Source organism: Vibrio sp. B183, from assembly GCF_000740665.1.
GTDB classification, from domain to species: domain Bacteria; phylum Pseudomonadota; class Gammaproteobacteria; order Enterobacterales; family Vibrionaceae; genus Vibrio; species Vibrio coralliilyticus.
Genome location: NZ_JPQB01000014.1, coordinates 117,466 through 143,871, shown reverse-complemented (window position 1 = coordinate 143,871; position 26,406 = coordinate 117,466). Strand labels below are relative to the sequence as shown.

Sequence of the window (26,406 nt, the reverse complement as noted above, 5' to 3'; positions counted from 1 at the left end):
TGATAGATATAGTGGGCTTTTTATTTTTACGCAGTTGAAAAGCAATATTCAAAATAATTAATATGCCCCCCTAGTTATTATTATCAGTTGGCCAAAGAGTAAAACGTGTCTGATCAAAATGGATCAAGCGACAGCTATATCAATCAATTAGTTCATAAAGCGATTGAGAGAAAAAAACAGTTAGAGCAGCAGGAAGCACAAAGAAACAAGCCTAAGTTGGAATATGTTTTATTCTCGCAATTTGATGTATTGGAGTCATTTCCTTCAAAAAACGGTAATACAACACTTTATCACCTCGCCAAGCAAGGTGAGCCGGAAAAACAAGTGTGTTGTAAAGTCGCAAATGAAGGCACCTCCAACCATGAACACTCAATGTTGATTGGTGAAGCGAGTAAGCTTGAAATATCTCAACATCCTAGCGTTGCTGATTTCATTAAGATCGGCAATGAATTTGATCGCCCTTACATCATGTATGAGTGGATACATGGTGAGTCGTTAGCTGAAAAGATAGAAAGACACGCCAAAAAAGGCTTCCGTCATGATCATATCGCCTGGCTTATCTACCAGTTAGCTGGCGCTTTGGAATACATGCACACTCGTGGTGTATGTCATTTAGATATTAAGCCTGCCAATGTACTTGTTGGCGAAGACGACAGCGTTAAGCTCATTGATTTTGGGGCTGCTCGATACACTGAAGAATCGGAAGGGCCTTCAGAAGTGAGCATGAATTATGCCTCACCAATGTATGTCGAAAGCGGAATCGCTAAACCTCAAGATGATGTTTATTCTCTGGCACTGTTGACTGGGCACTTATTCCTTGGCTCTACCTATGGTGACGTTTGGCGTCAGCTATTGGGTCAGAACAAACGCTGCCAATTGATTCCTAAACACGTTTGGTCACTGCTTAAAAACGTACTTAACAAGCCGCGAGCGCATGGTTATACCGCAATTTCTTTCGCTCAGGCATTAGCTCGAATTGATACCCAGGCTTTGAAGTCAGATAACAGTGCGCCGATCTTCTCTAATCTAAGAAATGCTGATCTCGTTCTGACACAACATAGTGTGGCTGACAAATTTGCTCTCGGCCGCTTTAAGTATCTTGAAGCTGCGTTGGTGGCGTCAGTTGTGTTGGTTACCGGAACCTATTTTTATGACTATGTACAGCCAGAGTGGAAGCCATCGGTGAAATCTGGTTTTGGTGATTCAACGGCGCTGGTCAATACGATTAAACCTGCGCAAACGGCCGCGTTTCTAGCTCAGCCTCCATGGAAAATTGAATACGCGCTAGACGATATGTCTAGTGATGTTGTCATGATGGCACCTTATCAGGACGCTTACCGCGTGCAGCAAACCAAACTTCTTAATGTCTACCAGCACAACGAAGACAGCTTAGCGGCGAGAAGACAAGTTGCTGAGAACATCCCAGTTGTACTTAAAGATATTCGTTCTCAGTTGGTTTTACTGCATCAAAGTCTAAATAACGACGGCGTCCTTTTCGCGAAATCTGAGCGCTCGTTTAATGAAGTTATGTCTAACCTGAATAAGCTCACCGTAGAGGCACAGAAAGTGTCTAATTATATGGGTAAGCAGGATAACGAACTTGTCAGCTTGATTTTAAGTGGTCGTGCAAAAGCAGTTGATGACTACATGAAAACAGCTTGGGCAAATCACCAAGCTGAGTCTTACTACTACAGCCAAGTGCTGCCTAATACCGTGCTAAACAAGGTTTATGCGACCATTGATGCAAATGCCGAGCAGCATTACTACTCACGCGCTATTGAACAAGCAGAGGCGGCAAAGCAGTTTTTTGGTAATACCCCAGATTTGATTGCAAAGGTTCGAGCTCTAAAAGTAGCACGTAGCGAATACATTCTGTTTAGCACTGTGACAGAGCAGGCGATTTTCGAAACGGCAAAGCTTAATTCGTCACTAAACGATCTTGAGGTTAATGCGCCTAAGAAGTTTAGTGAAGTCACCCAACTACTCAATAGTATGGCGAGCGATGCAATTCGCAAGAGTCACAAAAAATCAAAGCCTGCACGTGGTGCGTTAGCCGTTCAGCGAGCAATTAGCGATTATCAGCCGAGCGTGAGGGGCTAAGCAGTGACAGCAGAAATAAATACACTTCTTGAACCAATTAGCGAAGCTTCGCCAGCTGGCGAAGACGCGCGCTATGAATTCAGTTTTGAAATGATGGAAGCTGAAGTCAAAAAATTCGGTTCTTTGTTTGGTGAAACGGTTGATTGGGCAGTAGTACAAAACCATGCAACAGAAGTTATCACTAAGCACAGCAAAGACTTTAAAGCGATGTGTTACTTGACGCGTGCTTTGGTAGAGAGTAAAGGGCTACCTGGTATTGAGCAGGGCCTAGCATTGCTTGCTGAGTCCTTAATTCGTTTTGGCTCAGATTTATACCCACGTAGAAAACGTGGCCGCGACGGAGCAGTGGAATGGTTGAACCATCAGCTCAAACTTGCGCTGCCTAAGCTTCCGAATGAGCAGCTAACTTGGGAAGCGTTGTCGAGATGTAATGATGCAGTAGAAGAGATACAACGCCACTTTGATGAAGTGTTCCAAGATTCAGAAGCCGATTTTTTTGAATTGCGTAGCGAGCTCAATCGTCTACTTCAATCTGCAGGGGTTGACGAGACACATACGGCACCTTCTGAGCCAGAGGCTCAGCAAGACCCAGTTGAACTTTCACAACCTAAACCTGAAAGTCAACCTTCACCAGAGCCGACACAATCTACACCTACAGTCGCTAAACCAAGTGTTGCGAAACCAGCAAGTCGACAGCAAAAAGAAGTGGATATCGATACCGACTTTTCTTCACCTACAGCCTCTAAACGAACGTTGAAGAAGGTTGCAGAAATGATTTTGGCCTCGGAGCCTGAATTGCCGCTGTCTTACCGCATCCACAGACATTTGACTTGGTCAGACATCGAAGAGTTGCCAGACCATCAGAACAATGAAACACCTTTAATTCTTGCGGTGTCTCAGGACAAACAATCCGAATACCGAGACAAAGCTAAGCAAGAAAGTGATATCGACACGATAAAACGTTTAGAGCGCACATTAACTGATGCGCCTTTTTGGCTGACTGGCCATTACTACGTTTATCAGATGCTGAAAAACTTGAGCTTGGAAGAAGCAGCTCAAGCCGTTTCAGAGGAAGTGAAGGCCTTTGCTCAATCCTTACCGGGTATAGAGGCTCTGTCATTTAAGAATTCGATTCCATTTGCCAACGAAGCAACGATCGAATGGCTGAATAAAGCCAGCTCATCGGCGTCCAATGCAGGTCAACAGGTTTTGCCTAGCGTAGTCGTGCAAGAAGGCGATTTGGTGTCAATGGACGATGTTACTCTCGAAAATTTGGGAGAACGCGTAGCAGAAGTTGCACAAAACCTTGAGCTTGATAGCTCTGGGCGAGGGCAATTTATGTTGCATTTACAAATCGTAAAAGCTTACCAAGCTGTTGGTCTTTACGCGCTCTGTTTACCTTATCTTGAAAAGTTATGGGTCATCAGAGACGAAATGAGTCTAAGCAGCTGGGAACCACACCTCTCTTTGCAACTAGATGAATTATCTCAAAAAATTCTGAAGCAGCTGTATCCAAACAAGGAATTGTTGCCTGCAAAGTTTGAGGAGTGGGAGTCAATCTATAACTAAACAACACAATTAGATAAGGAACTAATTATGTCACGCGATGGCTCGGTAGCTCCTAAAGAGCGAATTAATATCCGTTACGTTCCAGCGACTGGTGATGCGCAAGAAGACGTTGAACTGCCGTTGAATATGATGGTTGTTGGTGACTTTACAGCACGTGCTGATGAGACACCAATCGAAGAACGTACGCCAATCAATATTGACAAAGACAATTTTAACGAAGTTTTGGAAGGCTATGCTCCAAACCTAAAAGTTAATGTTGAAAACCGTCTGACTGATGAAGAAGGTGCACAGCTTGGCGTTGATCTAACGTTTACGAACATGAAGGACTTCTCTCCTGAGGCGATTGCTAAAAGTGTTCCGGAACTAAACAGCCTGCTAGAGCTTCGTGAAGCATTGGTTGCGCTAAAAGGTCCACTAGGCAACGTACCTGCATTCCGTAAGAAGATCGCTGCCGTTCTTCAGGATGAAGAAGCTCGTAAGAAATTACTAGAAGAACTCAGCATTGGTGAAAACCAAGATGCTGAAAAGGCTGAATAAGAGGGTATTATGACAGCAGAAGCACAAGCTCCAGAACAAGAAGCGGCGTTGGCTGAATCTGGTTCTCTTCTGGATAGCATTCTTAATGAAACACGCCTGAAGCCAAGCGACGAAGGTTTTGACGTTGCAAAGCGTGGTGTTGAAGCGTTCATCGGTGAACTTTTAAGTAACAGCTCTGCCGAGAAAGTTGACCAGTCTCTGGTTGATTTGATGATTGGTGAGATTGACCAGAAGCTATCAAAGCAGGTTGATGCGATTCTTCATAATGAAGAAGTACAGGCTATCGAATCTACGTGGCGTGGTCTTAAGTATCTGGTTGATCACACGGACTTCCGTGAAAACATCCTTATCGAACTTATTTCAGCGAAGAAAGACGAGATGCTGGATGACTTCGAAGATGCTCCAGAAGTTGTGAAATCAGGTCTTTACAAGCAGATCTATACGCGTGAATACGGTCAGTTTGGTGGTAAGCCAGTTGGCGCAGTAATCTGTGATTACCAGCTAACGTCTTCAAGCCCAGATATCAAACTGATGGAATACATGGCCAACGTTGGTGCGATGTCACATGCTCCGTTCATCACATCAGCATCTTCTAAGTTCTTCGGTTTGGACAGCTACGAAGAGCTACCAAACATGAAAGACCTGAAGTCGGTATTCGAAGGTCCTCAATACACGAAATGGCGTGGTCTACGTGAACATGAAGACTCACGTTACCTAGGTCTTTGTACTTCTCGTTTCATGCTACGTAACCCTTACTCAGTGGAAGACAACCCAATCAAGGCGTTTGACTACGACGAGTTGGTAACAGATGACCACAACAACTTCTTGTGGGGTAACTCTGCTTACGCTATGGCATCTAAGATCAGTGAATCGTTCGCTAAGTACCGTTGGTGTCCAAACATCATTGGTCCACAAAGTGGCGGTGCGGTATTCGATCTGCCAGTTTATAACTACGAGTCAATGGGCCAGATCGAAACGAAGATCCCTACAGAGATCTTGGTTTCTGACCGTCGTGAGTTTGAACTTGCAGAAGAAGGTTTCATTGCTCTAACGATGCGTAAAGGTTCGGACAATGCTGCGTTCTTCTCAGCAAACTCTATCCAAAAGCCAAAGGTTTACGCGAATACGCCAGAAGGCAAAAACGCGGAAATGAACTACAAGCTAGGTACACAGCTTCCGTACATGTTCATCATTAACCGTCTAGCGCACTACATCAAAGTACTGCAACGCGAGCAGATTGGTTCTTGGAAAGAGCGTTCTGACCTTGAAATCGAGCTGAACAAGTGGATCCGTCAGTATGTTTCTGATCAGGAAAACCCGCCAGCAGAAGTACGTGGTCGTCGTCCTCTTCGCGCAGCGAAGGTTGAAGTATCTGACGTTGAAGGCGATCCAGGCTGGTACAAAGTATCAATGTCTGTGCGTCCTCACTTCAAGTACATGGGTGCGAGCTTTGACCTGTCTCTAGTTGGTAAACTGGATCAGTAATCAGAGTAGCTAATTCAAGATTCGAACGGCCAGTTTTGCTGGCCGTTCTTTTTAGAGGTCAGTATGGAAAAAGGTTATCGCTTACTCGAACGCATTGAATTGGGTGAGCCCAAGAATTGCTACGAAAAAGTTGTTTCACACAAACATCTTATTGAATCTATACATATTCATCTCGCAGATTTGCTTAACACACATGCCGGGAATGCAATGATAGACAATGATTATGGTCTTCCTGATTTCAATGATGTCCTTGCTAGCCAATCAAACTTAGTACGTCATATTCAGCAGAATATCCGCACGACTATTCATAAGTTTGAACCTAGACTGGGCAATATCGAAGTGACATATCGTCAGGACTTTCATAATCCCTTACAGCTGAGTTTCGGCATCACTGGTGAGGTTTCTCACAACGGTGGTCAGGTTCCAATGTCTATCAATGTGTTCATGGGCGTTGACGGTAAGTTCAACGTTTAAAGTCAGGAGAAACTCTTCGTGAGCAGCAGTAAATATTTTCAGGATGAACTTTCTTATCTTCGCGAAGCGGGAAGCGAGTTCGCTAAATACCATCCTAAACTGACAAATTTCCTGGGTGAAGGTGTCTATGACCCAGATGTTGAACGTCTACTAGAAGGTTTTGCTTTCTTAACAGGAAGAATTCGGGAAAAGATTGACGACGAACTGCCAGAGTTAACGCAGTCATTGATGACTCTGCTTTGGCCTCACTACATGCGCTCTGTTCCGTCTATGTGTGTTTCAGAGCTATCACCACATGTAGGCAGTGTGACTGAAAAAACAGTGGTCAAACGTGGTGCTGAAATGGCAAGTGAGCAGGTTGAAGGGACGCAGTGTTTGTTCCGTACCTGTTATGATGTGGCACTCTATCCTGTCAGTATCACGAATGTGGAACAGTCCAACAGTCGCACGAGTTCAAACGTTGACGTCACAATAGCCGCAGAATACGGTCAGGAACTTTCTAGGCTAAAAATGGACTCGTTGCGCTTTTATCTTCACGGTGAAGTGCATGTAACACGAACTTTATATCTCTGGTTGTTCCGTTACCTGGACTATATCGAGCTGGATGTTGGCGGTGGATACAAACACAAATTGCCTGCAAGCAGTATTAAGCCTGTTGGCTTTGGTGATGATGAAGCGATTCTGCCATACGGAACCAACTCCTTTGCTGGGTATCGCCTGCTTCAGGAATACTTTTCTCTACCAGAGAAGTTTATGTTCTTCGATGTGACTGGGTTAGAGTGGCTAAGTGGCGTTCCACAACGTTCAACCGTTAAGATGTCTTTTGTCTTTAAACGCGCATTACCTTCGGAAGTGGTATTAAAAGACAAGCACTTACGATTGCACTGTACACCAGCAGTTAACCTATTTAGCAAAGACGGTGACCCGATTCGACTGGAGCATCGCCGAAGCGAATACAAAGTCAGGCCTCAGAGTAGTAGTCAAGATCACTACGAAGTGTACTCGATTGAAAATGTAGAGACCTGGAGTAAGAACGAGCGTAGCCGTAAGAAGCTGATTGAATTTGAATCGTTCGAACATCAGATTAATCAGCGCGACAAGCGTGAGTTTTACAAAACCAAGGTATCTGAGCGAGTCAGTGGACGTGGCTTAGAACGTTATATCTCTTTCCATACGCACACCAGTGATATTGCCGAGTTAGGCTCAGAAACGGTGCTTATGAAGCTCACGTGTAGTAATGGCGACCTAGCAGAACGTTTGTCGGTAGGCGATGTGACTTACACATCACACAATTCCCCTACGTACGCAACATTCACCAATATCACTAAGCCGACTCAGTCGGTGAGCCCACAGGTAAATGGTGAATTGCAGTGGCAATTGATCGCAAATATGTCGTTGAACTATCTGTCTCTGGCCAACATAGATGTCCTGAAAGTGCTTTTATCGACCTATGACTTTCATTCCCGCGTCGATCGTCAGGCGCATCGAGCGTCGATACATCGCTTGGACGGGATAAAGAAAACGGAGATGAAGCCAGCAGACAGGGTATTTAGAGGCACGGCTATTCGAGGCACTCAATTTACTCTCACGGTAGACTCGACGTATTTTGTCAATGAAGGTGATATGTTCCTGTTGGTGAGTGTACTAAATGAGTTCATTCGATTGTATTCCAGCCTGAACTCATTTACTGAGCTAGAAGTGTTTGATGAGAAAACCGGCGAAAACTATCACTGGCCAAGTCTAGCGGGGCAGCAGACTGTTTTATGATTAATCAGATTGAACAAGAAACCCATGAGTTTGGCTTCTTTCAAGCTGTCTCATTGCTGGAGAAACATTATCAATCTCAGACAGAATACAGTTACAACGGTATTGGCCAGAACAAGTATATCTGGCAGGAACACATTCGATTCAGTGTTTCTCCAAGTTTAGCGTTTCCGAAAAGCGACATAGACTTTGTTTCTCATTATGAAATGGACGGTAACCCTTATTCGCGCGTTGAAGTTACCTTTTTAGGTCTTCATGGCTCGAGTTCACCGTTACCATCCTCATACACTGAAAAGCTTGCGGGCCGCGACGACGAAGATAACCCGGTTAAGCAGTTCTTTGATTTCTTTCATAATCGACATATTTCATTGGTTTATCGAGTATGGAAAAAATACCGCTATCATATTCAATATCAGAGTGAAGCTAAGGACCCATTTTCAGGTCGTATGCTGCATCTTCTAGGCTTATCGTCGGTGATGCAGGAAGCAGAAGTTAGTGAGTTAGACAGAGCAAAGCTACTCTCGTACGTTAGCCAGCTCTCGACTCGTACACGCTCTCCTAAATTGATATCGGGTATTGTGGCTCATTACTTCAGCTTGCAGAATGTTATTGTCGATGAGTGGATTTACCGACGTGTTGCGATCCATCAATCTCAACGAAATAAGCTGAATCATGTTAATTGCGTACTTGGTCAAGATCTGCATTTAGGTAAAACCTTGCCAGATTTAGTGGGCAAGTTTCATCTACGTATTGAAGATATTGACTTCTCTACCTATCAAACTTTCCTTCCAGGCCGAGCAAACTACAAGACATTGATTGGGTTAATGCAGTTTATATTGCGAGATCCGTTGGCATGGGACCTCATTATGAAAGTTAAGCTTGATACCATTCCTAAAAATGAATTAGGGCAGGGGGAAGGCAATTTGTTAGGACAGACGATGTGGTTAGGTGACCCAGGTACAAAAGATGCGTCAATCAAACAAATAGGCCAACTCTAACAGTCAATAAAAAACCCGCGAAATCGCGGGTTTTGTTTTAATGTGTCCTACTCAAACATTGAGAAAGATTAGCGTCGGATAGGTTGATGCAATACTACTGTGTTGTTTAAAGACTGAATGCCGTTAAACGATTCAATTTCATTGCACAGGGTATGTATCGACTGAAGATCTGGCGCTTCAATTAGAGCAATAATGTCATAAGTTCCACCAACGATACTCGTTAGCCTTACCTCAGGAAGCTCTTTAAGAGCTTCCGTGACATTATTTTTCTTACCTTTCTCACATGAAATCAGCAAGTAGCTTGCTGCTGATCTGCCTTCTTGCTCGACTCTGATCTGTGCGGTATAGCCTTTAATAATACCGGTTTTTTCCAGTCGGTTAATGCGTTCAGCGACTGCGGTACGTGACAAGCCAATGTTACGCGATAGGTTAGCGATTGACTCGCGGCCATTAGACAAAAGGTTAGATAGAATTTTCCGATCTAGTTTGTCTAAGCCCTGAAGGTTAGTAGTTGACATCATATATCCTGCCTTACGTTGTTTTTATAAGTTTACTTTTTTATAGGTCGATGGTTTCGGGTAGAGAGAAGTTATACAGCTCCGCAAGGGTAAATGGGTTCCTCTGCGAGAGTGGCTTCACTCGTAGTTTCAGATCACGACCTGAAACGGTAATGTCACTAACAAAACTTCCATCATGTTGATTTGTTAGTGTGGATTGGCCCAACAGCCTGTAGATCGCCCACTGGCCATTTTCGCTTAGTACGTATTGTTTGCCCTCATCAGTTACGTCTTGGATAGTAATACTCACGTTAAAGTCACCGCTCTTAGGTGGCCATTCCAGTTCCCTAATGCGACTTGGACCGTGGTAGTAGCTCATTTGCGAATCTGCAACTTTGACTGTTGCACGAATCGCGCTGGAGTCTAGGTCGAGAATCTTAGTAGTAAATGGGATTGAAACACGGTTGGTACTCTTGTTAATCAACGTGTCACGAATCACATTGTAGTTTTTCAATTGGACCAGAAGTTCAGGCGTCAAAGGCATTGTCTCGCCATCGACACGCTTAGGTGTCCAAAGGTTAGTATCGTAGAAGGACGCCAAGTTCTTTTGTACGAAGGTATCGATGATGCCGCCGGTAGAGAAAAGAAGCTCGAAGTCTTCTAGCGCAATTTCTTCTTCTGCATTTAAATCAAATGGATATTTGTTCAATGCTAGATCACGATATTTAGTGTAAACCTCACTATACCATTGAGTTTGAACGCCTTTTGCTGACTCTGCGATCATGACAGACCAACTTTGCTGAACCATACCAAGCAGCCAACTGCGAACTGGTTCCGGAGACTTTTGAGCAATCTGCTTGAGGCGGATAATCGGGTCAGCTTCTGAACTTTGCATGCGTGAACGCGCTGCCAGCAGCGAGGCCATTTGTGGATCTGGTGAGTCGGCGATGTCCTTCATGTAGGTACGTAGGCGGCTCAACGCAGTCACTATCTCATCCCATGGAGTAGGGGAGTTTGGTGTCTCGTTAATTTGCAGACGGTTAAGCTGGAAGAAAGCCTGTTCGACGCGTTGCATCAGCAAGTAATCAGGTTGAACAAATTCCTCTGCTGAATCTGCTAGTTTATCTATCGCTTCGGTTGCTGCTGTAGGCAGTTTATTCGCTAGTAGCTCCTTTTCTCCTGTTGGAGAGAAGTGCGTATTGGAATACACCTGCTTAAGTACCGTCGTTAGAGGTGAAGAAGGGCCAGAAACAAGGTCGATAGCGTTAGTCAGTTCGCCAATTGAATTGTACTTTTTAACTTTTAGCTCACTGAGTGCGTTACGCCAGTAGCTGATATAGTCATCGGTATACTTCTTACGAATCTGGTCTTTGAACGCTTCATGCTCTTCTTTTGAAGGTGTGACATTCTTAGATAACCCCAGAACCCAGTTGTTTGTAATCACGTCTTTTGACATCAAATCGACGCGTGGACGATAGAAGGTACTAAATCCGGTGGCTGTGTAGACCTTGCTAATATCTAGCAATTCTTGGTCAATTTGGTCGTTAAATACATTGTTAAAGTCAAAACCAACCGCGCGTTCAATGTTTAAAGTACCAAGGTCAATAGAGTTCGCTTGGTTGATCAATTGAGCATAAACAAGGTCGACATTAGATTGTGCAAGCAAGTTTCTGCGTGTAGCACGCACGATGTCCATGTTAATGTTCACAGGCGCGAAGTCTGTTCTGAAGTATGCATTAAGATACTTCATCGCAGAGGCTACTTGTTCAGAATCACCAATGACTTTTGAGAGAGTCGATTGCGTTTGAGCTGTCATAAACGGCAGATCGCGTTTACTTGGCTCTTTCAGCATCAAGTAGCCTTTTAGCACTGGTAAGGCTTGAATTGGCTTATCCTGATACTTGGTTAGTTGAACACGGTAAGTTTGCTCAATAACAGGGATCAGTTCCTTCTGAATCGATTGAAGGAGCGTTTGATACGCCATTTTTGTCGCAGGCTCAAGGCGGCTCACATTCAGAGACACGATCTCTTCGTCTAATGCTTCGCTGCCTTCAACCCAAGCATCGTAGACAGGTTCAATCTGTGTGATTGCTTGTGCTAGCTTGTCATCCAGCAAACGTACTTGGCCTGATGCTTGATCACCTGTTTCAATGTTTAGCAACTGATAGATCACGCGAAGGTTGCTATCGAGTGTTGTACCCAACAAATAAGCGCCGCCAGCAAGGAAAACGATAGAGGCAATCATCGCTAAGCGGCTCTGACGCAATATTCGTTTTAGATAGGTTTTGTTTTCACCTGCAAAATCGGCTTCTGGAAGAATCTGAGATTCCACAAGGAAGCGTGTGAAATAAGGAGTTTCAGATAGCTGAGTGTGCTCTGAAGCGATAATCGGTAAGTTAAAGTATGTGCTGCAGCTTTTTGCCAACAGGTTGTACTTCCTGCCACCCTGGAGACATGATGAGAAAAACAGTTCTCTAAGGTCAATGAAGTACGCTCCGCGGTTAACTTCACTTAGGCGCTGAACAACGTACTCAACTTCCTTCTGACAAATTTCTAATTGTTTCGGGAAAGATAGTATCGCTTGTTTTTCTTTGGTGTCATTTGACTGTGATGTTGAATCCAACGCATTTTTTTCAATTACTTTTACCAAGTTGTTGAAACTATCGCGATAGTAGTCGACCAAAACACCTTTAGCGTCCTTAAGTGCGATGGATAAATATTCAACGTTGTGCTTAAGAGGGCTCAATTGAACATATTCTTTGAAGCCCTGAAGCTTATCTAACTTAGAGACGACCATATAGACTGGAAGTGCGGTATTTGTTTGATCGCAAATGGACGTGATTCGGTCAATCAGTGCCGTCAGAGCATAATCGATCTGCTCTTCTTCAGAGATGATTAAGAATTCTAAGTCAGTAAAGAATAAACAGCCAGCAAATGGTTTACGTGGACGGCTGCGAATCACTTCCGCGACCATAGTATCCCACAGTAGCGAGTCTGCCGCGGAAACTTCTTGGAACACCAATCTTTGATCGGGTTTTAGGTAAACCGCTTCGTCAGACTCATACCATTCGAAAAAGTCATTTTTCTTGGTACGTGATGTATCAATTGATTTGATAGCATTGGAACTAGTAAGAAACTGCTTTTTACCGGCAGCTTTATTACCAATCATTAAGTAGATTGGTTTTTTCTTTGAACCTACGAGTAGAGGTCTAAGAACTAAGCTCAAGGCCTCTTCTTCTGTTTCTAGCTGCTGGTCACGATTTTGTTTTCTCTTCTTAAAGAAAAGAACTAGTTGATAAGCACAAAGCGCTAATGCTATGGCCGCAATTCCAATATACAAAATGTTCTTTGAAACTGTTTCTGGGTATAAGAAATGTGCAGCCGTTAAACCACCAATGAGAACTAACGCAAGCAAAGTGGAGATGAATATCGGATGACGTATAATATTTTTTAGCATAGTTATTCAGCCACGACTTGGTTTAATGATTTATTCTCTTGCGTCGCCTTAAGTTGTGCGATTTTATGCAAGTAAACGTTGATTAAAATTAGAGAGCGATTGAGTTCTTCAGCGCTGTTTGTTTTTTCTGCGTACTCTATTCGTCCAAGTAGTGGGAATAATGAGTTGCTATACTGATAAGCGAGTTTCGTATTCACATCTTTAGAATCACGATTTAGATTAGCAATTGCTGTTCGGGCGCGTGAAAAACGTGAAGTTATATCGTCAAAGTCTTTTTCTAGCTGTAACTTGACTCGTTGGAGTTCAGTGGATAGTACTTTAACAGAGGAGGAGTCTGAATAAAGCTCAGATAAATTATCTGTAATGCTAACCAAGGCTGATATTTGACCTATTTTTTCTGGGGACTTATCTAGGTCGTAAACAATAGAATCTACCGTTCTAATTAATGGTTCTTTAAGCTTATTAAGCGTGTCTTTGCTTTCACGCTTTAAGTCTTCTGTAACCTCAAGAAGTGCAGGAATATTGTTCGATGCAATTTTCTGCTGGTAGCTATTTAAAACCTTATCATTGTGGATATAGTAGGCACTCAACGCGAACAAAAATAAACCAACAACAGCGGCAACGGTCCAAATTGTCGAGCGGTTTTTTTCGGCTTCCGTTTCAACAGGAGAAGGTTTCCCTGCTACAGGTGGTTTTACATTAACTGTGATACCACCCGGTACGGAAGGACTAGGCATTTTTTGTTGGGATTCTTTCTGCTCTTTGGCTTTTTTCTGAGCAGCTTCTTGCTTATCTTCGAGCTCTTTGATTTCGTCGATATACTGACTAAACAATCGTCTGATAGTGCCTAGAGAAGGTGCTTTATGACCATAGTGAAGTCGTAATTCTTCTTCAATACGAAGACATACTCTGTGCCCAGCCTCAAGCATTGCTCTATCTTCAACAGTGACATTGAATTGCTTTGCACGTCTTTCGGCATGTTCGACCAGCCATTCAAAAGCACCCATTCGCGCGCTTGCTTTCGAAACTTCAGGATATGAAGACGACCAATACACTACGCATAAATCGAGTATAGAGTTTAGCCCATCAACAAATCCGCTTAGGCCGTCATTGTGTGCAGAAGCTACGGCATAATAGCACCCGCAACGTAAATCTTTACTTTTATACTTAAGAATATCTTTAGATAACTGCTGTACTTTTTTCCACGATACGCGCCCAGTAACCTTATTGATATTATTGATCTGCCGTTTTATTTCCTCAAACTCTTCGAGATTGTTTGGGTTAACTCCACAAGGAGTATGCTCGTCCACTGGCCGCCGAGCAAAGTCTGAAAAGTACATTAAATCCTACCCAAATGACGTTAATTATAAAAATGTAATCGCACTTCTATTCGTTTCTTATTTAATAATGCTTAATTATCTCGTGGTGGATTTTACGTAGGAGAAAAGTAATTTGTAGATAAGATATTACTTAAAACTAATTAAAGTTTATTAAATGTGACCGCTATCGTTTACTACTAAAGTTTAATTGAGAAAAGAGTAAATAGTGGAAAGTGTAATATTTACAGTATGGCTACATGTACATCATATTATAAAGTTGTGTGATTGTTATTTAATCGTTACATGATAATCAGTTTTTTCACGGATTATCGTGTGCGCCTGCGCAATTTTGGCTCGATAGTTGAAATGTCCATTTTCGTAGGAGAAAGGAAGTTAACAATAGGAGAAAGAACATAATTACGCGGAGAATTTTTTTCGCTATTGAATTTGTTAGTTAGCCTGCTATTTTGCTGAATCTTTAATTTATCTTTTGACTTTAGACCTTTTGAGGATAAAAGGATGAGCAAGTTAAGTCGATTGGGCTTATTAGCATTGGCATGTACTGTGTCAGCGGCGGCTAACGCGAAAGGGGAGCGCTATGGTGGCTCCATTAGTATGCTGAGTATAGACAGCATTGAATACAAGGAAGGGTCGAGCGGTACAGCTGACACAATGCGATATGGCTTTGTGCATACCCGACCAATCGATGAGGATAATAACCGCTGGAGATGGTGGCTAGGATTTAATTACGTCAACGAATCTATCGATGCGCCTGCTAACGGTATCTATCAGGAAGTAACCAACTACGAGTTTCGTATTGTTCCGCAATACGCTCTAGGAAGCTGGTCTATTTTCACCCCTTACATTGGCGCCGGTCTATCTGCAGGTTACAGCCAGTATTCAAATCGTTGGGTAGTTGATAGTGATGGCTTTAAATACGGCTCTCAGTTAGAAGATATTGATCAGTTTGAAGCAGGTGCTGTCGCCACCATTGGTACAGTCATCAAGCTTGGCAGTAATCCTGATGCGCACCTACAGATCATCCCTCAGGCTTCTTACATTTTGCCTGTATACAACGATGGCCTTGGCGGTGTTGAGCTTACAGTGTCACTTCTATTTTAGGGGATTAGAGCTTTGTTAGAGCGCTTGGTTATAGTCATATCAAAGCATCCTGAAGAATACACGGGAGCAAAATTTGTAGAGCTACCAGAAAGTGGTGGCTCTATTGGTCGCAACCCGGGCTGTTCGGTTCCTTTGGTCGACCACAATCGTTACATATCAAGTACTCACTGTCTGGTGAGTATTTATGGTGATGCTTATTACATTAGCGATGTGAGTACCAATGGGCTCATCGTCAATGGGAATAAGTTGTTGAAGAATCAGCCTATTCCTATTCACGAAGGGGATACGATTGTTTTAGGTCAGTACGAGTTGTCAGTCAGTGTCGAGCGTACGACCAATACGACGGACATCGCGTTTGATATCACCCCTGACCGTGACACGACAGACCCTCTCGTCAATCTTGGAGAGGCGTATGTCGAGCAAGAACAGCAGGGGCCGTTAGAAGAAATTTTTCTAGAGACAAAACCTGAAGAGTCTGATGCCTCTGATCCAATGACTCACCTCGATTTTTCAATGGATAACAGTGACGATCATCTAATCCGAACCGAAAATGAAGAGTTAGATCAGTTTGTTGTGACGAACGAGTCTACTCGCCAGATTGCGGATGACAGTCTGAGCGTTTATTCCGAATTTGATGCACCAAGCCTCATCCCTGAAGACTGGATGGGAGGTGAGGAAAGCTCGACTCCTAAAATTGAAAAGCCTAAACCTGCTCCACAACGTCAGCAGGCATCAGTGAAGGTGGAGCCTACCATGGGCTCTCCTAAACAAACAGTTGCGCCTGTACCGAGTGAAATTAAGGCGCCAAGCGCGCAATGGGAAGAGGTTGCTCCTAAGGCCGAACATCAAACTTCATCAGAGCCTCAATTTAGTCAGATTAACACCAGCTCTTCCCACAGTGACTTATTAACTTCGTTTAAAAAGGGATTAGGGGTTACGGATGATGAGTTGCTAGAAAGCGATCCACAACTGTTTGAACAGATGGGAATGTGTTTGCGCTTATGTATGACAAAGTTGCAGCATGAACTTGTTGAGATTGAGGAACTGAAGCAGTCCCCAACGGCTGCAGATACAGATTTGATCAGTTTAATGCTTGATTTGAATAAGCAAAGTATGCTTTCACCAAATGAGCTGGTTGAACAAATGTTGGATGAGATAAGCGAGCATAAGTCACTGTATGAGCAAGCGCTCAACAGCTATGTACAGCAAAGTATTAGTCAGTATGACCCGATTATATTTGAGCAGAAAAGCGAGAATAAGGGTTTTCTTGCCAAGCAAAAGTTGTGGGATACCTACAAACTGCATTATTTGGAGAGTTTGAAAGGTGTACACGGTGTAGGCACAAAGAAACTCGTTCAGGAAAATTACAATCGACTTCTAAAAGAAAAATATGCGTAAACTAATCACTCTTTTCTTATTCCTGTCTTTAACTGGTTGTTCTATGTGGGACCAGTTCAAGGAATCAAGTGGTATCACACCTGAAACTTCCTCTATCGAGCTGATCATTGAGGCATCTCCTTTGCTTAACATGCGGGAGGGCGGACAGCCGTCACCTGTGATATTGAGAATTCATGAATTGACTTCGCCAGTCTTGTTTCGAAATTTAGACTTCTTTGCTTTGTTTGAGAATGACAAAGCTTCGCTTGGTGATGAGTACATTAAGCGCTATGAATATCAGTTGAAGCCGGGTGAGAAAATTCATGAGGTGCTGACTCTTGACCCTGGAACTCGTGCATTAGGTTTTTCTGCGGCGTTTCGCGATATCAATGGTTCCTCTTGGCGAAAAGTTGAATTAATTGAAGAGCAGTCTGAGTACTTTTTAAAACTTAAGCTGGAGGGAAGCGAACTGTCGTTTAACTCTACGCGTGGAATCGAGCAAACTTACTTTTAAGGGACAACGAAATGTCATTATATAATCCTGTAGTGTGGCAAGATGGCATGTTCATGAAACCACAGCATTTTCAGCAATTTGATCGTGCTCAGACAAAGCTAAGCACCATGCTGTACGCCAGCAGCACACCACTGCATTGGGGTGTGAATCGCATTGAGATTAACACTGAACTGCTGACTCAAGGCAAGATCGCGGTCACTCGAGCAATTGGTGTTCTTCAAGATAAGACGCCTTTTGACTTGCCGCTTTTAGCTGAGGTACCAGACGTAAAGGAAGTCGATCCTTCGATTACAGACAAAGTGATTTACCTTTGTTGTCCATTACCTTCTGAAAGAGAAGAGTTGTTCGGCTCTGACAAAGATGGTGCTCGTTACCTTGTCCGTCAACAAGATGCCGTTGATGCGGTTTACGAAAGTGAAGACACGGCTAATATTTCAGTTGGTCAACTTAAGTTCCGATTAATGTACGAAGATGAGGATCGTAGTGCTTACACAGCGATTCCAATACTCAAAGTGTCAGAAGTAAAACCTGATGGAAGTGTCGTGCTTGATGATCGCTACATTCCGACTTGTATTGACATCAACGCGTCGGAAGTCCTTAGCAAGTTTACCAATGAATTCGCTTCGATGTTAAAGCACCGCGCGGAATCGATTGTCGAACGCCTCGGTACCGTTGACCAGCAAGGTGTATCAACGGTCTCTGATTTTATGCTGTTACAAGCGCTCAACCGTTATGAACCTTTATTCTGGCACTTCTCTAGTGTTGAAGGCGTGCACCCCGAGTCGCTTTATCGTACTTTGCTTCAAGCCGAAGGCGAGCTGTCGACACTTTGCTCAGCATCCCGCAGGCCTCCAGAGTTTATCGAGTACAATCATGGTGACCTCACCAGTTGTTTGTCTCGTACTCTGGACAATGCTAAGCGCACGTTAAGTGTTATGTCTGAACAACGCGCAATACCACTGACATTACAAGAGCAGAACTTCGGCATTCGTACTGCGGTTATCCCAGATAAGAAAGTGGTTGAATCCGCGACCTTTATTCTTGCGGTTAAAGCCGATGTCACCCTTGATATTCTGCACACTCAATTTGTTAGTCAGACTAAGATTGGCTCTATCGATAATATCCGTGACCTCATTAATCTCCAGCTTCCAGGTATCGGTATCAAGCCAATGCCAGTGGTACCGCGTGCATTGCCTTATCATGCGGGCTATACATACTTTGAACTCGACCGAGCGAGTGAAGAGTGGGCAGCATTGGAGAGCGCTTCTGCGATTGCGGTTCATGTTTCTGGTGACTTTGCAAACCTATCGTTGCAACTGTGGGCGGTTAGAGTATGAGTTACATAGATAATGATGTAACCGTAGTACTGTTTCAGCCTGAGCCGGGCAAACCGATGGAGGTTATGCCCGCGCCTGATCTTTCAAGAAACATAGCGGTTAAAGATCCAAATATTGAGAAGATGGGGGTCAACCCTCTGGTTGATCAGTTTTCTTGGTTGATTGCTAGCTTATCTTGTATGTCTTCTATCCCATGGTTAGAAGACCCTATGCCATTTAGAGAACAGATCGCTCGAGAGATCCGCAAAGGTGAGCGTAAGCTGAATGAAATGGAAGTTGACCGTGCATCTATTCTGGTTATTCGCTATTGCTTATGTGCCGCTATTGATGAAGCGGTATGTCGCCAGGAGTGGGGGGCAAACAGTAATTGGAGCCAAAATAGCTTGCTGGCGGAGTTTCATAATGAAACATCAGGTGGTGATAAGTTTTTCACGATCTTAGAACGTCTGAAGGCAGATCCACGACGCTACCGTTATGTTATCGAGTTGCTTTATCTGCTTATTCAGCTTGGCTTTCAAGGTAAATATGGTCGTGAAGAGCGTGGGCAGGAAAAGCTGGCTGATATTGCCAATACAATTTATCGACTTATAAAAGATGAAAGATTGGCGGAAAATGAAAAGGTGTCTTTGGTTAATCTAAAAGCGAAATACCTAAAACAACCTTTGAAACGGGTGATTCCACCACGAGTGACCTTAGGTGTTTCAGCCATCGTATTTTCCATCATGTACGCTGCAACATATTTTATCATTGATACTAATTTCCAAAACCTACTCGCCAACTTCCAGTAAGTTCATACATAAACCTTGAGTTGCACGCTTCATTCAAGCCCGAGTACAGCTGTACTTGGGCTTTTTACGTTTAATTAGTGTGACCGCCTTCTAAATCTCTAAAACTAAATGATATTTAATTATTCTCTATGTAAATGTAACTTGCTAATTGTTTATGTAACACTGGCTGTAACAAGGTGGTTCGGAACATGTAATTGATTCACTATGATATCTGTTTTTGATGTGTAATAAATTTAATTGTGCATGTGGTTTTAACTGGGTATTATTTAAGTGCTTGTAAAATAAACTATTGGTGAGGTTTCGCTAAAGATTTTCAAAAAAATCCATCAAAGTGATAGATGGGTTTCATTCTAATTATCTGCAATTTTTCACTCCTGGAAACGTTTACATTGGTGTGAGAGTTGTCACAGTGCTGAAACGCCTCTGTCGTTAGGATCATAAGCAGTTGAACAAACGCTTAGGTTAGAAACATGCACACAATGAGCCCTCGTAATTGGGAAACACCAGAATTTACTTCATACAATCGCCTACAGGCGCATACTCCGCTGTTCAGTTGGAGAGATGAGTGTGACGCGCGCTATGATCGTGTGAGCTCATCCATTATGAGTTTGGATGGAGATTGGCAGTTTGCTTTATATCCTTCACCTGAGCATGTGGCCGCTGATTGGGCAAAAGAAAACCTAGATGGTGAGACGATTACCGTTCCAGGTAACTGGCAACTTCAAGGGTTTGATTATCCTATCTATACGAATGTGAAATACCCGTTTCCATGTAATCCCCCATTTGTGCCAAAAGATAACCCCACCGGCTGTTATCAGACATCCTTTGAACTGCCACAAAGCTGGGATCAGGAGTCGTTTACCCAGGTTGTCTTTGAAGGCGTAAACAGCGCTTTTTACGTTTGGTGTAATGGCGTTTGGGTAGGGTATTCTCAGGACAGTCGTCTAGCCGCTGAATTTGACCTGACCCCTCATTTGACAACAGGCACCAATACCTTGTCCGTTATGGTATTGCGCTGGTGTGACGGAAGCTACATGGAAGGTCAGGATATGTGGTGGATGAGCGGAATCTTCCGTTCTGTAAGATTGATGAACAAGCCCTTAGAGCATATTAAAGATGTAAGGGTGACCCCGAATCTTGATCACAGCTATCAAGAGGGCGAGCTAGAAATCGAAGTACAGACCACTCGCGGCCAAGGTTTACAAGTCAGGACGGTGTTGTTCGATGACCAAAATGAAGTGGTTGCCCAAGTCACTCCTGTTGGGACAAGACCTATTGACGAAAAGGGAGGCTATGATGATCGCTGCCACATTTCGCTTCCCGTTCCTCAGCCAAAGAAGTGGAGTGCGGAAGCGCCTCATTTATACCGCTTGGTCGTGAGCTTGCTAACTCATGACAACAACGTCATTGAAAGTGAGGCGTATGATGTCGGTTTCCGCAAAATCGAGGTAATTGATGGCCAACTTTGCGTAAATGGCGAAGCTTTGATGATTCGGGGTGTTAACAAACATGAGCATGACCCAGCGACAGGCCATGCAGAAAGCCTTGAACGTGTCGAACAAGACCTGAAGTTGATGAAGCAGCATAACTTCAATGCTGTGCGTTGCTCACACTATCCAAATCAGCCGGGTTTCTACAAACTCTGTGATCGTCTTGGTCTTTATGTCGTCGATGAAGCCAACATTGAAACGCACGGAATGACGCCAATGGGACGCATTGCAGACGACCCAATGTGGGCAAGCGCTTTTCTAGAGCGTATGACGCGCATGGTCGCACGCGATTTTAACCATCCGAGTATCATCATCTGGTCATTGGGCAATGAGTCTGGTTATGGCTCCAATCACGATGCTATGTATCAGTGGACTAAAAGGGTTGATCCATCACGAGTCGTCCAGTACGAAGGGGGAGGCTCCAATACTGCCGCGACGGATATTGTTTGTCCAATGTATGCTCGTACCGATGCTGACCAGCAACAAGGGCACACAGACGAGTCCAAGTTAGCGCTCAAAAAGTGGGTTGGTATGGGGGATGAAAATCGTCCAATCATTTTGTGTGAATATGCGCACGCGATGGGTAACAGTTTGGGCGGATTCGCTGAATATTGGCAAGCGTTTAGGACGCACCCTAGATTACAAGGCGGTTTTATTTGGGATTGGGTAGACCAAGGACTCGACAAGTACTCTGATGATGGTACGCACTATTGGGCTTACGGTGGTGATTTTGGAGATGCCATCAATGATCGTCAGTTCTGTATCAACGGCCTTGTTTTCCCAGACAGAACGCCTCATCCAACATTATTAGAAGCTAAACGGGCTCAGCAGCCTTACACGTTTGAGTTGGTATCAACATGCCCATTAGCAGTGAAAGTAACAAGTGAGTTATTGTTTGCTGCCACTTCAAATTGCAGTTTGGACTGGGTAGTTGTTGGCGATTGTGGCGAAATTGTTCACAGTGGGGAGCTGGAACTCTCACTTGAAGCAAAAGAAACGTGTGTGCTAGAGCTGGACTCCAGCTTCCAACTTCCTACGTCCAATTGCTATCTAAATGTTGCAATTCGTCATAAACAGGCGACACCTTGGTCAGACGCAGGCCATATTGTTGCCCAAGAACAGATGGCTATTGGCAAGCGACTGCACGTTGAATCAATAGCGCATGTTCCGTTCACGCCTGCAACGTTCGCACAGCAAAATCAAGGTTTGCTAGTAACCGCTGCGGAGAATGAATGGTTTATCGACTCAACGACAGGTGTTATTGAAAGTTGGAAAAAATCTGACCGTGAAATGCTGCTATCACCGCTGCAAGATAATTTTTTCCGCGCGCCGTTAGACAATGATATTGGCGTCAGTGAAGTAGACAGGCAAGACCCTAACGCGTGGATGGTTCGCTGGCAAAACGCGGGGTTGTTTGACCTGCAGCACCGCTGCCAAGGCGTCGAGGTGAACGCGGTCATGGGCGAAGTAATTGTCAGACACGCTTACTTTGCTGATGACAAACTCGTGCTTACTTCAATTTGGTCATACTGTTTTGCTCAAGCTGGAGAGGTCGACATTTCCGTTCGTGTTGATGTTGATGATTCTCTGCCACCATTGCCTCGTGTGGGAGCATGCATGCAGTTAACTGAGACTCCTGACAAGGTCGCTTGGCTAGGTTTAGGACCGCATGAAAATTACCCTGATCGCAAGTTGAGCGCAGATCACGGGCGATGGGAGTTGTCTGTCACTGACATGCATACCCCATATATCTTCCCTTCAGACAATGGATTGCGCTGCGATACCGAGAGGCTTCTGGTCGGTGGCATTGAAATCAATGGAAGGTTCCACTTCAGTGTCAGCCAATTTGGTCAACAACAGTTGACGCAAGCGAAACATACCCATGAGCTCGTAAAGCAACCCGGCGTGTTTGTCTACTTTGATGGTTTCCATATGGGCGTGGGTGGCGATGACTCATGGACCCCAAGCATTCGTCCAGAATATCGTCTGACTCGCTCACAGTATCAGTGGCAGTTCACTCTGAAATAACAACTGAGCCCACCTCCAATGAGAGGTGGGCCATTCTCTGACCCTAATTCAAACCAATAGCAAAGGCTAAGGAGCCTTATATGTCTGAAGGTAGTATATCGATTCAAACCAAGTTTTCGTATGGGCTAGGGGCGTTAGGCAAAGATTTTGCCTGCTCCATTATCTATATTTTTCTAATGTTCTATTACACAGACGTTGTCGGTATATCCGCAGCGTTTGTTGGCACACTGTTTCTTGTTGCGCGATTTGTTGACGCGGTAACTGACCCTATCATGGGGATGACTGTCGATAACACGCGCAGTCGTTTCGGCAAATTCCGCCCTTGGATTGTGATCGGAACCTTAGTCAACTCCGTCTTCTTATTGATGGTATTCAATACTCACAATATTGATGACAACATGGTGTACATCTATGCGACGGTCACTTACATCCTTTGGGGCGTGACTTACACCATTATGGATATTCCTTACTGGTCTATGATTCCATCCATGTCTTCCCTACGGGTAGAACGTGAAAAGTTAGTCGTATGGCCGCGCTTGTTTGCCAGCTGTGCTTGGACTCTTATGGGGACGTAGGGATTATACGTGGTTGGCTTTTTCGGTGGTGAAGATAAAGGTTCGGGCTTTTTGTACTTGAGCATGGCGATTATTGTTGCGTTTATCGCGAGTGCGTTGATTACCTTCTTCAATGTGAAAGAGCGCATCAAGAACAAGAAAGTTTCGACGGAAAAATTCTCGTTTAAAGATGTTAAAGATATCATCAGCAAGAATGATCAATTGAAGTCGCTGATTGGCGTAGTGCTGGCATTTAACATTGCGATTCAGTTGGTTGGTGGCTTTGCCATATACTACTTCAGCTACGCGATTGGCCGTGAAGATCTGTTCCCTATGTTCGCTTTGGTCTCAGGTATGGCGGAAATTGCAGGCGTATTCCTCTTCCCTAAACTATGTAACATCATCAATCGTAAATTTATGTGGCTGGTGGCTTGCGCATTCCCTTTACTATGCAGTCTCATTCTTGCGCTGACCGGACTATTTGCGCCTGAGAACGGCATCTTGGTAGGAATTGCGGGCGCGGCGCTGAAGTTTGGCGGCGGTCTGTCTAATGGGCTTTCGACGGTTATGTTGGCGGATGTGGTGGATTATGGCGAATACAAAACTGGTCATCGTAGCGAAAGTATCATCTTCTCCATCCAAACTATGTTGGTTAAGTTTGCCGGTGCACTATCAGGGTTTTTCGTAGGTATTGGCCTGACAGCAATTGGTTATGTACCGAATGTAGAGCAGAGTGACGAAACAATATTAGGTTTACGTGCACTAATGATTGGTATACCAACATTATTAGTTTTGCTCAGCGCTTATATTTATAAGAGAAGTTATCGCCTAAATGGTGATTACCAAAATATGGTTCTTAAAGAAATTTCTTCTACTTAATTATATCCAATACTAAAGGTCAAATATGAAAATAAATAACACAGCCATTTTGGCATGTGCAGCGGTAGTGTTTTCATCATCAAGGTTGGCATTAGCAAAACAATGAACCAATAATCGAATTTGAGAAGCTAGGTGATGAATATCAAGTGCCGGCTCGTTCTACGGTCACATTTGTCGCTAATCTCTAGGCGTTAAGTAAACCAAAAGCCCCGCTATGTTTTGACAGCATAGCGGGGCTTTTCTTTATACGGAGGACTGCTTTTTGACTGAATGGCGAACAACAAGCGTCGGCACATACAGGTGCTTATCGTGCTCGTAAGGGCTTTTTTCTGCGAGATGGATAGCAAGTCTTGCAGCGTGACTGGCCATGATTTGAATCGGGTAGCGAACCGTTGTGAGCGTCGGGGATAAATAACTGGCAATAGAAGAATCATCGAACCCTATGACAGAAACATCTTCCGGTACGCGTATGTTGTTTTCCGTTAGTACCTTTATCGCGCCGGCCGCCATCAAATCGTTGTAGGTTGCGACGGCGGTAAACGGGACGTTTTTCGCTAGCAGGTTTCTCATAGCCTCAGCACCACCTAGTTCATCAGGTTCGCCTGCAGCAACTAGGCTACCCGAATAGTTTAGGCCATGTTTTTCCAGCTCTGAGCGATAGCCTTGTTTGCGATCAGCAGAATCCTCAATCTGATGTGAAGAAGCAAGATAACCAACTTTTTCATGGCCAGCACGTAACAAGTGATTGAGGGCTAAACTGCTGCCTTTTACGTTGTCCAAAGCCACGCACCGTTCTGCAATTTCTGGGATAAAACGGTTAATGATGGTCAGGCCGGGGATCTCTCGAGAGAACTTGATTAGCTCCTGATCGGATAATCCTTTGCTGTGAATCACCAGCGAGTCACAACGATTGTTAATCAGGAGCTCAATCGCTTCCCGCTCATACGCTTCATCGTGATAACCATGGGTGATCAGAATATGCTTCTTGTATTCACGGGCGACTTCATCAATCGCTTGTACCATCGCACCATAAAAAGGGTTTGATACATCGGCAACTAAAACCCCAATGGATGGCGAGGATTTGCTCACCAAAGCGCGAGCATTGGCATTGGGGCGATAATTTAGCTTCTCCATCGCTGCGTGGACGGCGTCAATCGCTGCTTGGCTAGTATGAGGAAGCTTATTAATGACTCTTGATACAGTAGCAACAGATAGCTTTGCTTCTTTTGCTACATCTCGAATGTTGGCCATAGTCGTTGAATGGTTTATTCAGTTGTTAAGGTGTCTTCAGATGCTTCACAAGGGACGTCAAAGATCAAATCTTCAACCTTACCCGGTGAAAGAATATAGGCTTGAGGAACTTGAAAGCGGCATGCCATCATCTGGTTAAACATACTCCAATGATTGAGCAAGCATTGTTGATAGTCCCGGGTCTCATCGCTCCACGTTTCGCGCATAAACGGTCCGAGGCTGGCCGCACCATGGGCAAACATGATCATCTGCCATTTGATTTCCCAGATTTTAACCGGAGTTTGAGGAAAAGCCTCGTTATAGTCATCAGCGATGCGGTTGACCATATCTTCCAATTCACCTGAGTTATCGATGAAATAGTCGAATAGCGTATCTTCTTGACGGACGGCATCAGCAATCAACTGGATGGGTTGCTTAAAGGTCAATAGGTGCGCGAGTAGGCGAACAGAGAACAGATAAAGCTTAACGTTGGCGGTGATGTCTTTTGGCATGTTCTCAACGATAGTATGGATATAGCTCTCCATATAACAGTGCAGGCTGTCGCTAATCGCGTACCAGATTTTCTCTTTGCTACCAAAATGATGCCTGATCAAGCTATGCGAAACTCCGGCTTTTTCGCTGATGTTACGAAGTGACACGCGTTCATAGCCTAGCTCACAAAAGAGCTCTGTCGCGACTTTCATGATTCCACATTTTGTCTTTTCTGCATCTTGGGCGCTTCGGCGGCCTTGCTTTCTTTCAGTCATTTTCTCGTTCAATTGCTTACGACGCGGTATTTCTAACAGAAATCGAATCGCTTTTCATCTCATACGTCACTTATAAAACAAGCATACCAAAAAATTATACTGCACACATGGAAAATAAAC

At 44.0% G+C, this 26,406-nt stretch carries 18 protein-coding genes and 1 pseudogene; 14 read left to right on the top strand and 5 right to left on the bottom strand.

The window, feature by feature from the left end; translation table 11 throughout:
* Nucleotides 1-105: 105 nt before the first annotated feature.
* From IX95_RS15320 to tssG, 7 genes are all read left to right on the top strand, one after another.
* Nucleotides 106-2,100 (top strand): serine/threonine protein kinase, encoded by a 1,995-nt coding sequence (locus IX95_RS15320; protein WP_038161541.1) that lies wholly within the window; start codon nt 106-108, stop codon nt 2,098-2,100.
* A 3-nt stretch (nt 2,101-2,103) separates the two neighbouring features.
* Nucleotides 2,104-3,669, top strand: a complete 1,566-nt coding sequence (tssA, locus tag IX95_RS15315; protein WP_038161534.1) for a type VI secretion system protein TssA — start codon at nt 2,104-2,106, stop codon at nt 3,667-3,669.
* A gap of 27 nt (nt 3,670-3,696) precedes the next feature.
* Nucleotides 3,697-4,206: a type VI secretion system contractile sheath small subunit gene (gene tssB / locus IX95_RS15310; RefSeq protein WP_006961144.1), complete on the top strand. Its 510-nt coding sequence runs from the start codon at nt 3,697-3,699 to the stop codon at nt 4,204-4,206.
* 9 nt (nt 4,207-4,215) lie between these two features.
* Nucleotides 4,216-5,691, top strand: coding sequence for a type VI secretion system contractile sheath large subunit (gene tssC, locus IX95_RS15305; protein ID WP_038161531.1), 1,476 nt, complete (start codon nt 4,216-4,218; stop codon nt 5,689-5,691).
* 63 nt (nt 5,692-5,754) lie between these two features.
* Nucleotides 5,755-6,165 carry a type VI secretion system baseplate subunit TssE gene (tssE, locus tag IX95_RS15300; protein WP_019277706.1) on the top strand — a complete coding sequence of 137 codons (411 nt, stop codon included), beginning with the start codon at nt 5,755-5,757 and terminating at the stop codon, nt 6,163-6,165.
* A gap of 18 nt (nt 6,166-6,183) precedes the next feature.
* Nucleotides 6,184-7,932: a type VI secretion system baseplate subunit TssF gene (tssF, locus tag IX95_RS15295; protein WP_006961141.1), complete on the top strand. Its 1,749-nt coding sequence runs from the start codon at nt 6,184-6,186 to the stop codon at nt 7,930-7,932.
* Nucleotides 7,929-8,927, top strand: a complete 999-nt coding sequence (tssG, locus tag IX95_RS15290; RefSeq protein ID WP_006961140.1) for a type VI secretion system baseplate subunit TssG — start codon at nt 7,929-7,931, stop codon at nt 8,925-8,927. The genes tssF and tssG overlap by 4 nt, the downstream gene beginning before the upstream one ends.
* A 68-nt stretch (nt 8,928-8,995) precedes the next feature.
* Here tssG and IX95_RS15285 read toward each other — a convergent pair whose 3' ends face one another.
* From IX95_RS15285 to IX95_RS15275, 3 genes are read right to left on the bottom strand one after another with little or no spacing between them, the layout of a single operon-like run.
* Nucleotides 8,996-9,448 carry an Lrp/AsnC family transcriptional regulator gene (locus tag IX95_RS15285; RefSeq protein ID WP_019277704.1) on the bottom strand — a complete coding sequence of 151 codons (453 nt, stop codon included), beginning with the start codon at nt 9,446-9,448 and terminating at the stop codon, nt 8,996-8,998.
* 37 nt (nt 9,449-9,485) lie between these two features.
* Nucleotides 9,486-12,881, bottom strand: a complete 3,396-nt coding sequence (tssM, locus tag IX95_RS15280; RefSeq protein WP_038161527.1) for a type VI secretion system membrane subunit TssM — start codon at nt 12,879-12,881, stop codon at nt 9,486-9,488.
* A gap of 2 nt (nt 12,882-12,883) precedes the next feature.
* Nucleotides 12,884-14,221, bottom strand: a complete 1,338-nt coding sequence (locus tag IX95_RS15275) for a type VI secretion system ImpA family N-terminal domain-containing protein (RefSeq protein WP_038161522.1) — start codon at nt 14,219-14,221, stop codon at nt 12,884-12,886.
* Between the two features lie 498 nt (nt 14,222-14,719).
* On the opposite strand from IX95_RS15275, the gene IX95_RS15270 reads away from it, so the two are divergent.
* From IX95_RS15270 to melB, 7 genes and pseudogenes are all read left to right on the top strand, one after another.
* The gene (locus IX95_RS15270; protein WP_038161519.1) at nt 14,720-15,322 is read left to right on the top strand and encodes a hypothetical protein; all 603 of its coding nucleotides are present in this window, start codon (nt 14,720-14,722) and stop codon (nt 15,320-15,322) included.
* A 12-nt stretch (nt 15,323-15,334) separates the two neighbouring features.
* The gene (tagH, locus tag IX95_RS15265; protein ID WP_038161515.1) at nt 15,335-16,720 is read left to right on the top strand and encodes a type VI secretion system-associated FHA domain protein TagH; all 1,386 of its coding nucleotides are present in this window, start codon (nt 15,335-15,337) and stop codon (nt 16,718-16,720) included.
* Nucleotides 16,713-17,213, top strand: coding sequence for a type VI secretion system lipoprotein TssJ (tssJ, locus tag IX95_RS15260; RefSeq protein ID WP_019277701.1), 501 nt, complete (start codon nt 16,713-16,715; stop codon nt 17,211-17,213). The genes tagH and tssJ overlap by 8 nt, the downstream gene beginning before the upstream one ends.
* Nucleotides 17,214-17,224: 11 nt before the next feature.
* Nucleotides 17,225-18,550, top strand: coding sequence for a type VI secretion system baseplate subunit TssK (gene tssK, locus IX95_RS15255; protein WP_019277700.1), 1,326 nt, complete (start codon nt 17,225-17,227; stop codon nt 18,548-18,550).
* Nucleotides 18,547-19,338: a type IVB secretion system protein IcmH/DotU gene (gene icmH / locus IX95_RS15250; protein ID WP_006961128.1), complete on the top strand. Its 792-nt coding sequence runs from the start codon at nt 18,547-18,549 to the stop codon at nt 19,336-19,338. Before tssK ends, icmH begins: the two co-directional genes overlap by 4 nt.
* 470 nt (nt 19,339-19,808) lie before the next feature.
* Nucleotides 19,809-22,856 (top strand): beta-galactosidase, encoded by a 3,048-nt coding sequence (locus tag IX95_RS15245; protein WP_038161512.1) that lies wholly within the window; start codon nt 19,809-19,811, stop codon nt 22,854-22,856.
* Nucleotides 22,857-22,936: 80 nt separating this feature from the next.
* A pseudogene (gene melB, locus IX95_RS15240) lies at nt 22,937-24,289 on the top strand (melibiose:sodium transporter MelB).
* Nucleotides 24,290-24,532: 243 nt separating this feature from the next.
* Here melB and IX95_RS15235 read toward each other — a convergent pair.
* Together IX95_RS15235 and IX95_RS15230 are read right to left on the bottom strand one after the other, a co-directional pair.
* A complete protein-coding gene (locus tag IX95_RS15235) occupies nt 24,533-25,540 on the bottom strand; it encodes a substrate-binding domain-containing protein (protein WP_038161509.1) in 1,008 nt (335 codons plus the stop codon).
* Between the two features lie 14 nt (nt 25,541-25,554).
* Nucleotides 25,555-26,286, bottom strand: a complete 732-nt coding sequence (locus tag IX95_RS15230; RefSeq protein ID WP_038161507.1) for a TetR/AcrR family transcriptional regulator — start codon at nt 26,284-26,286, stop codon at nt 25,555-25,557.
* Nucleotides 26,287-26,406: the final 120 nt, after the last annotated feature.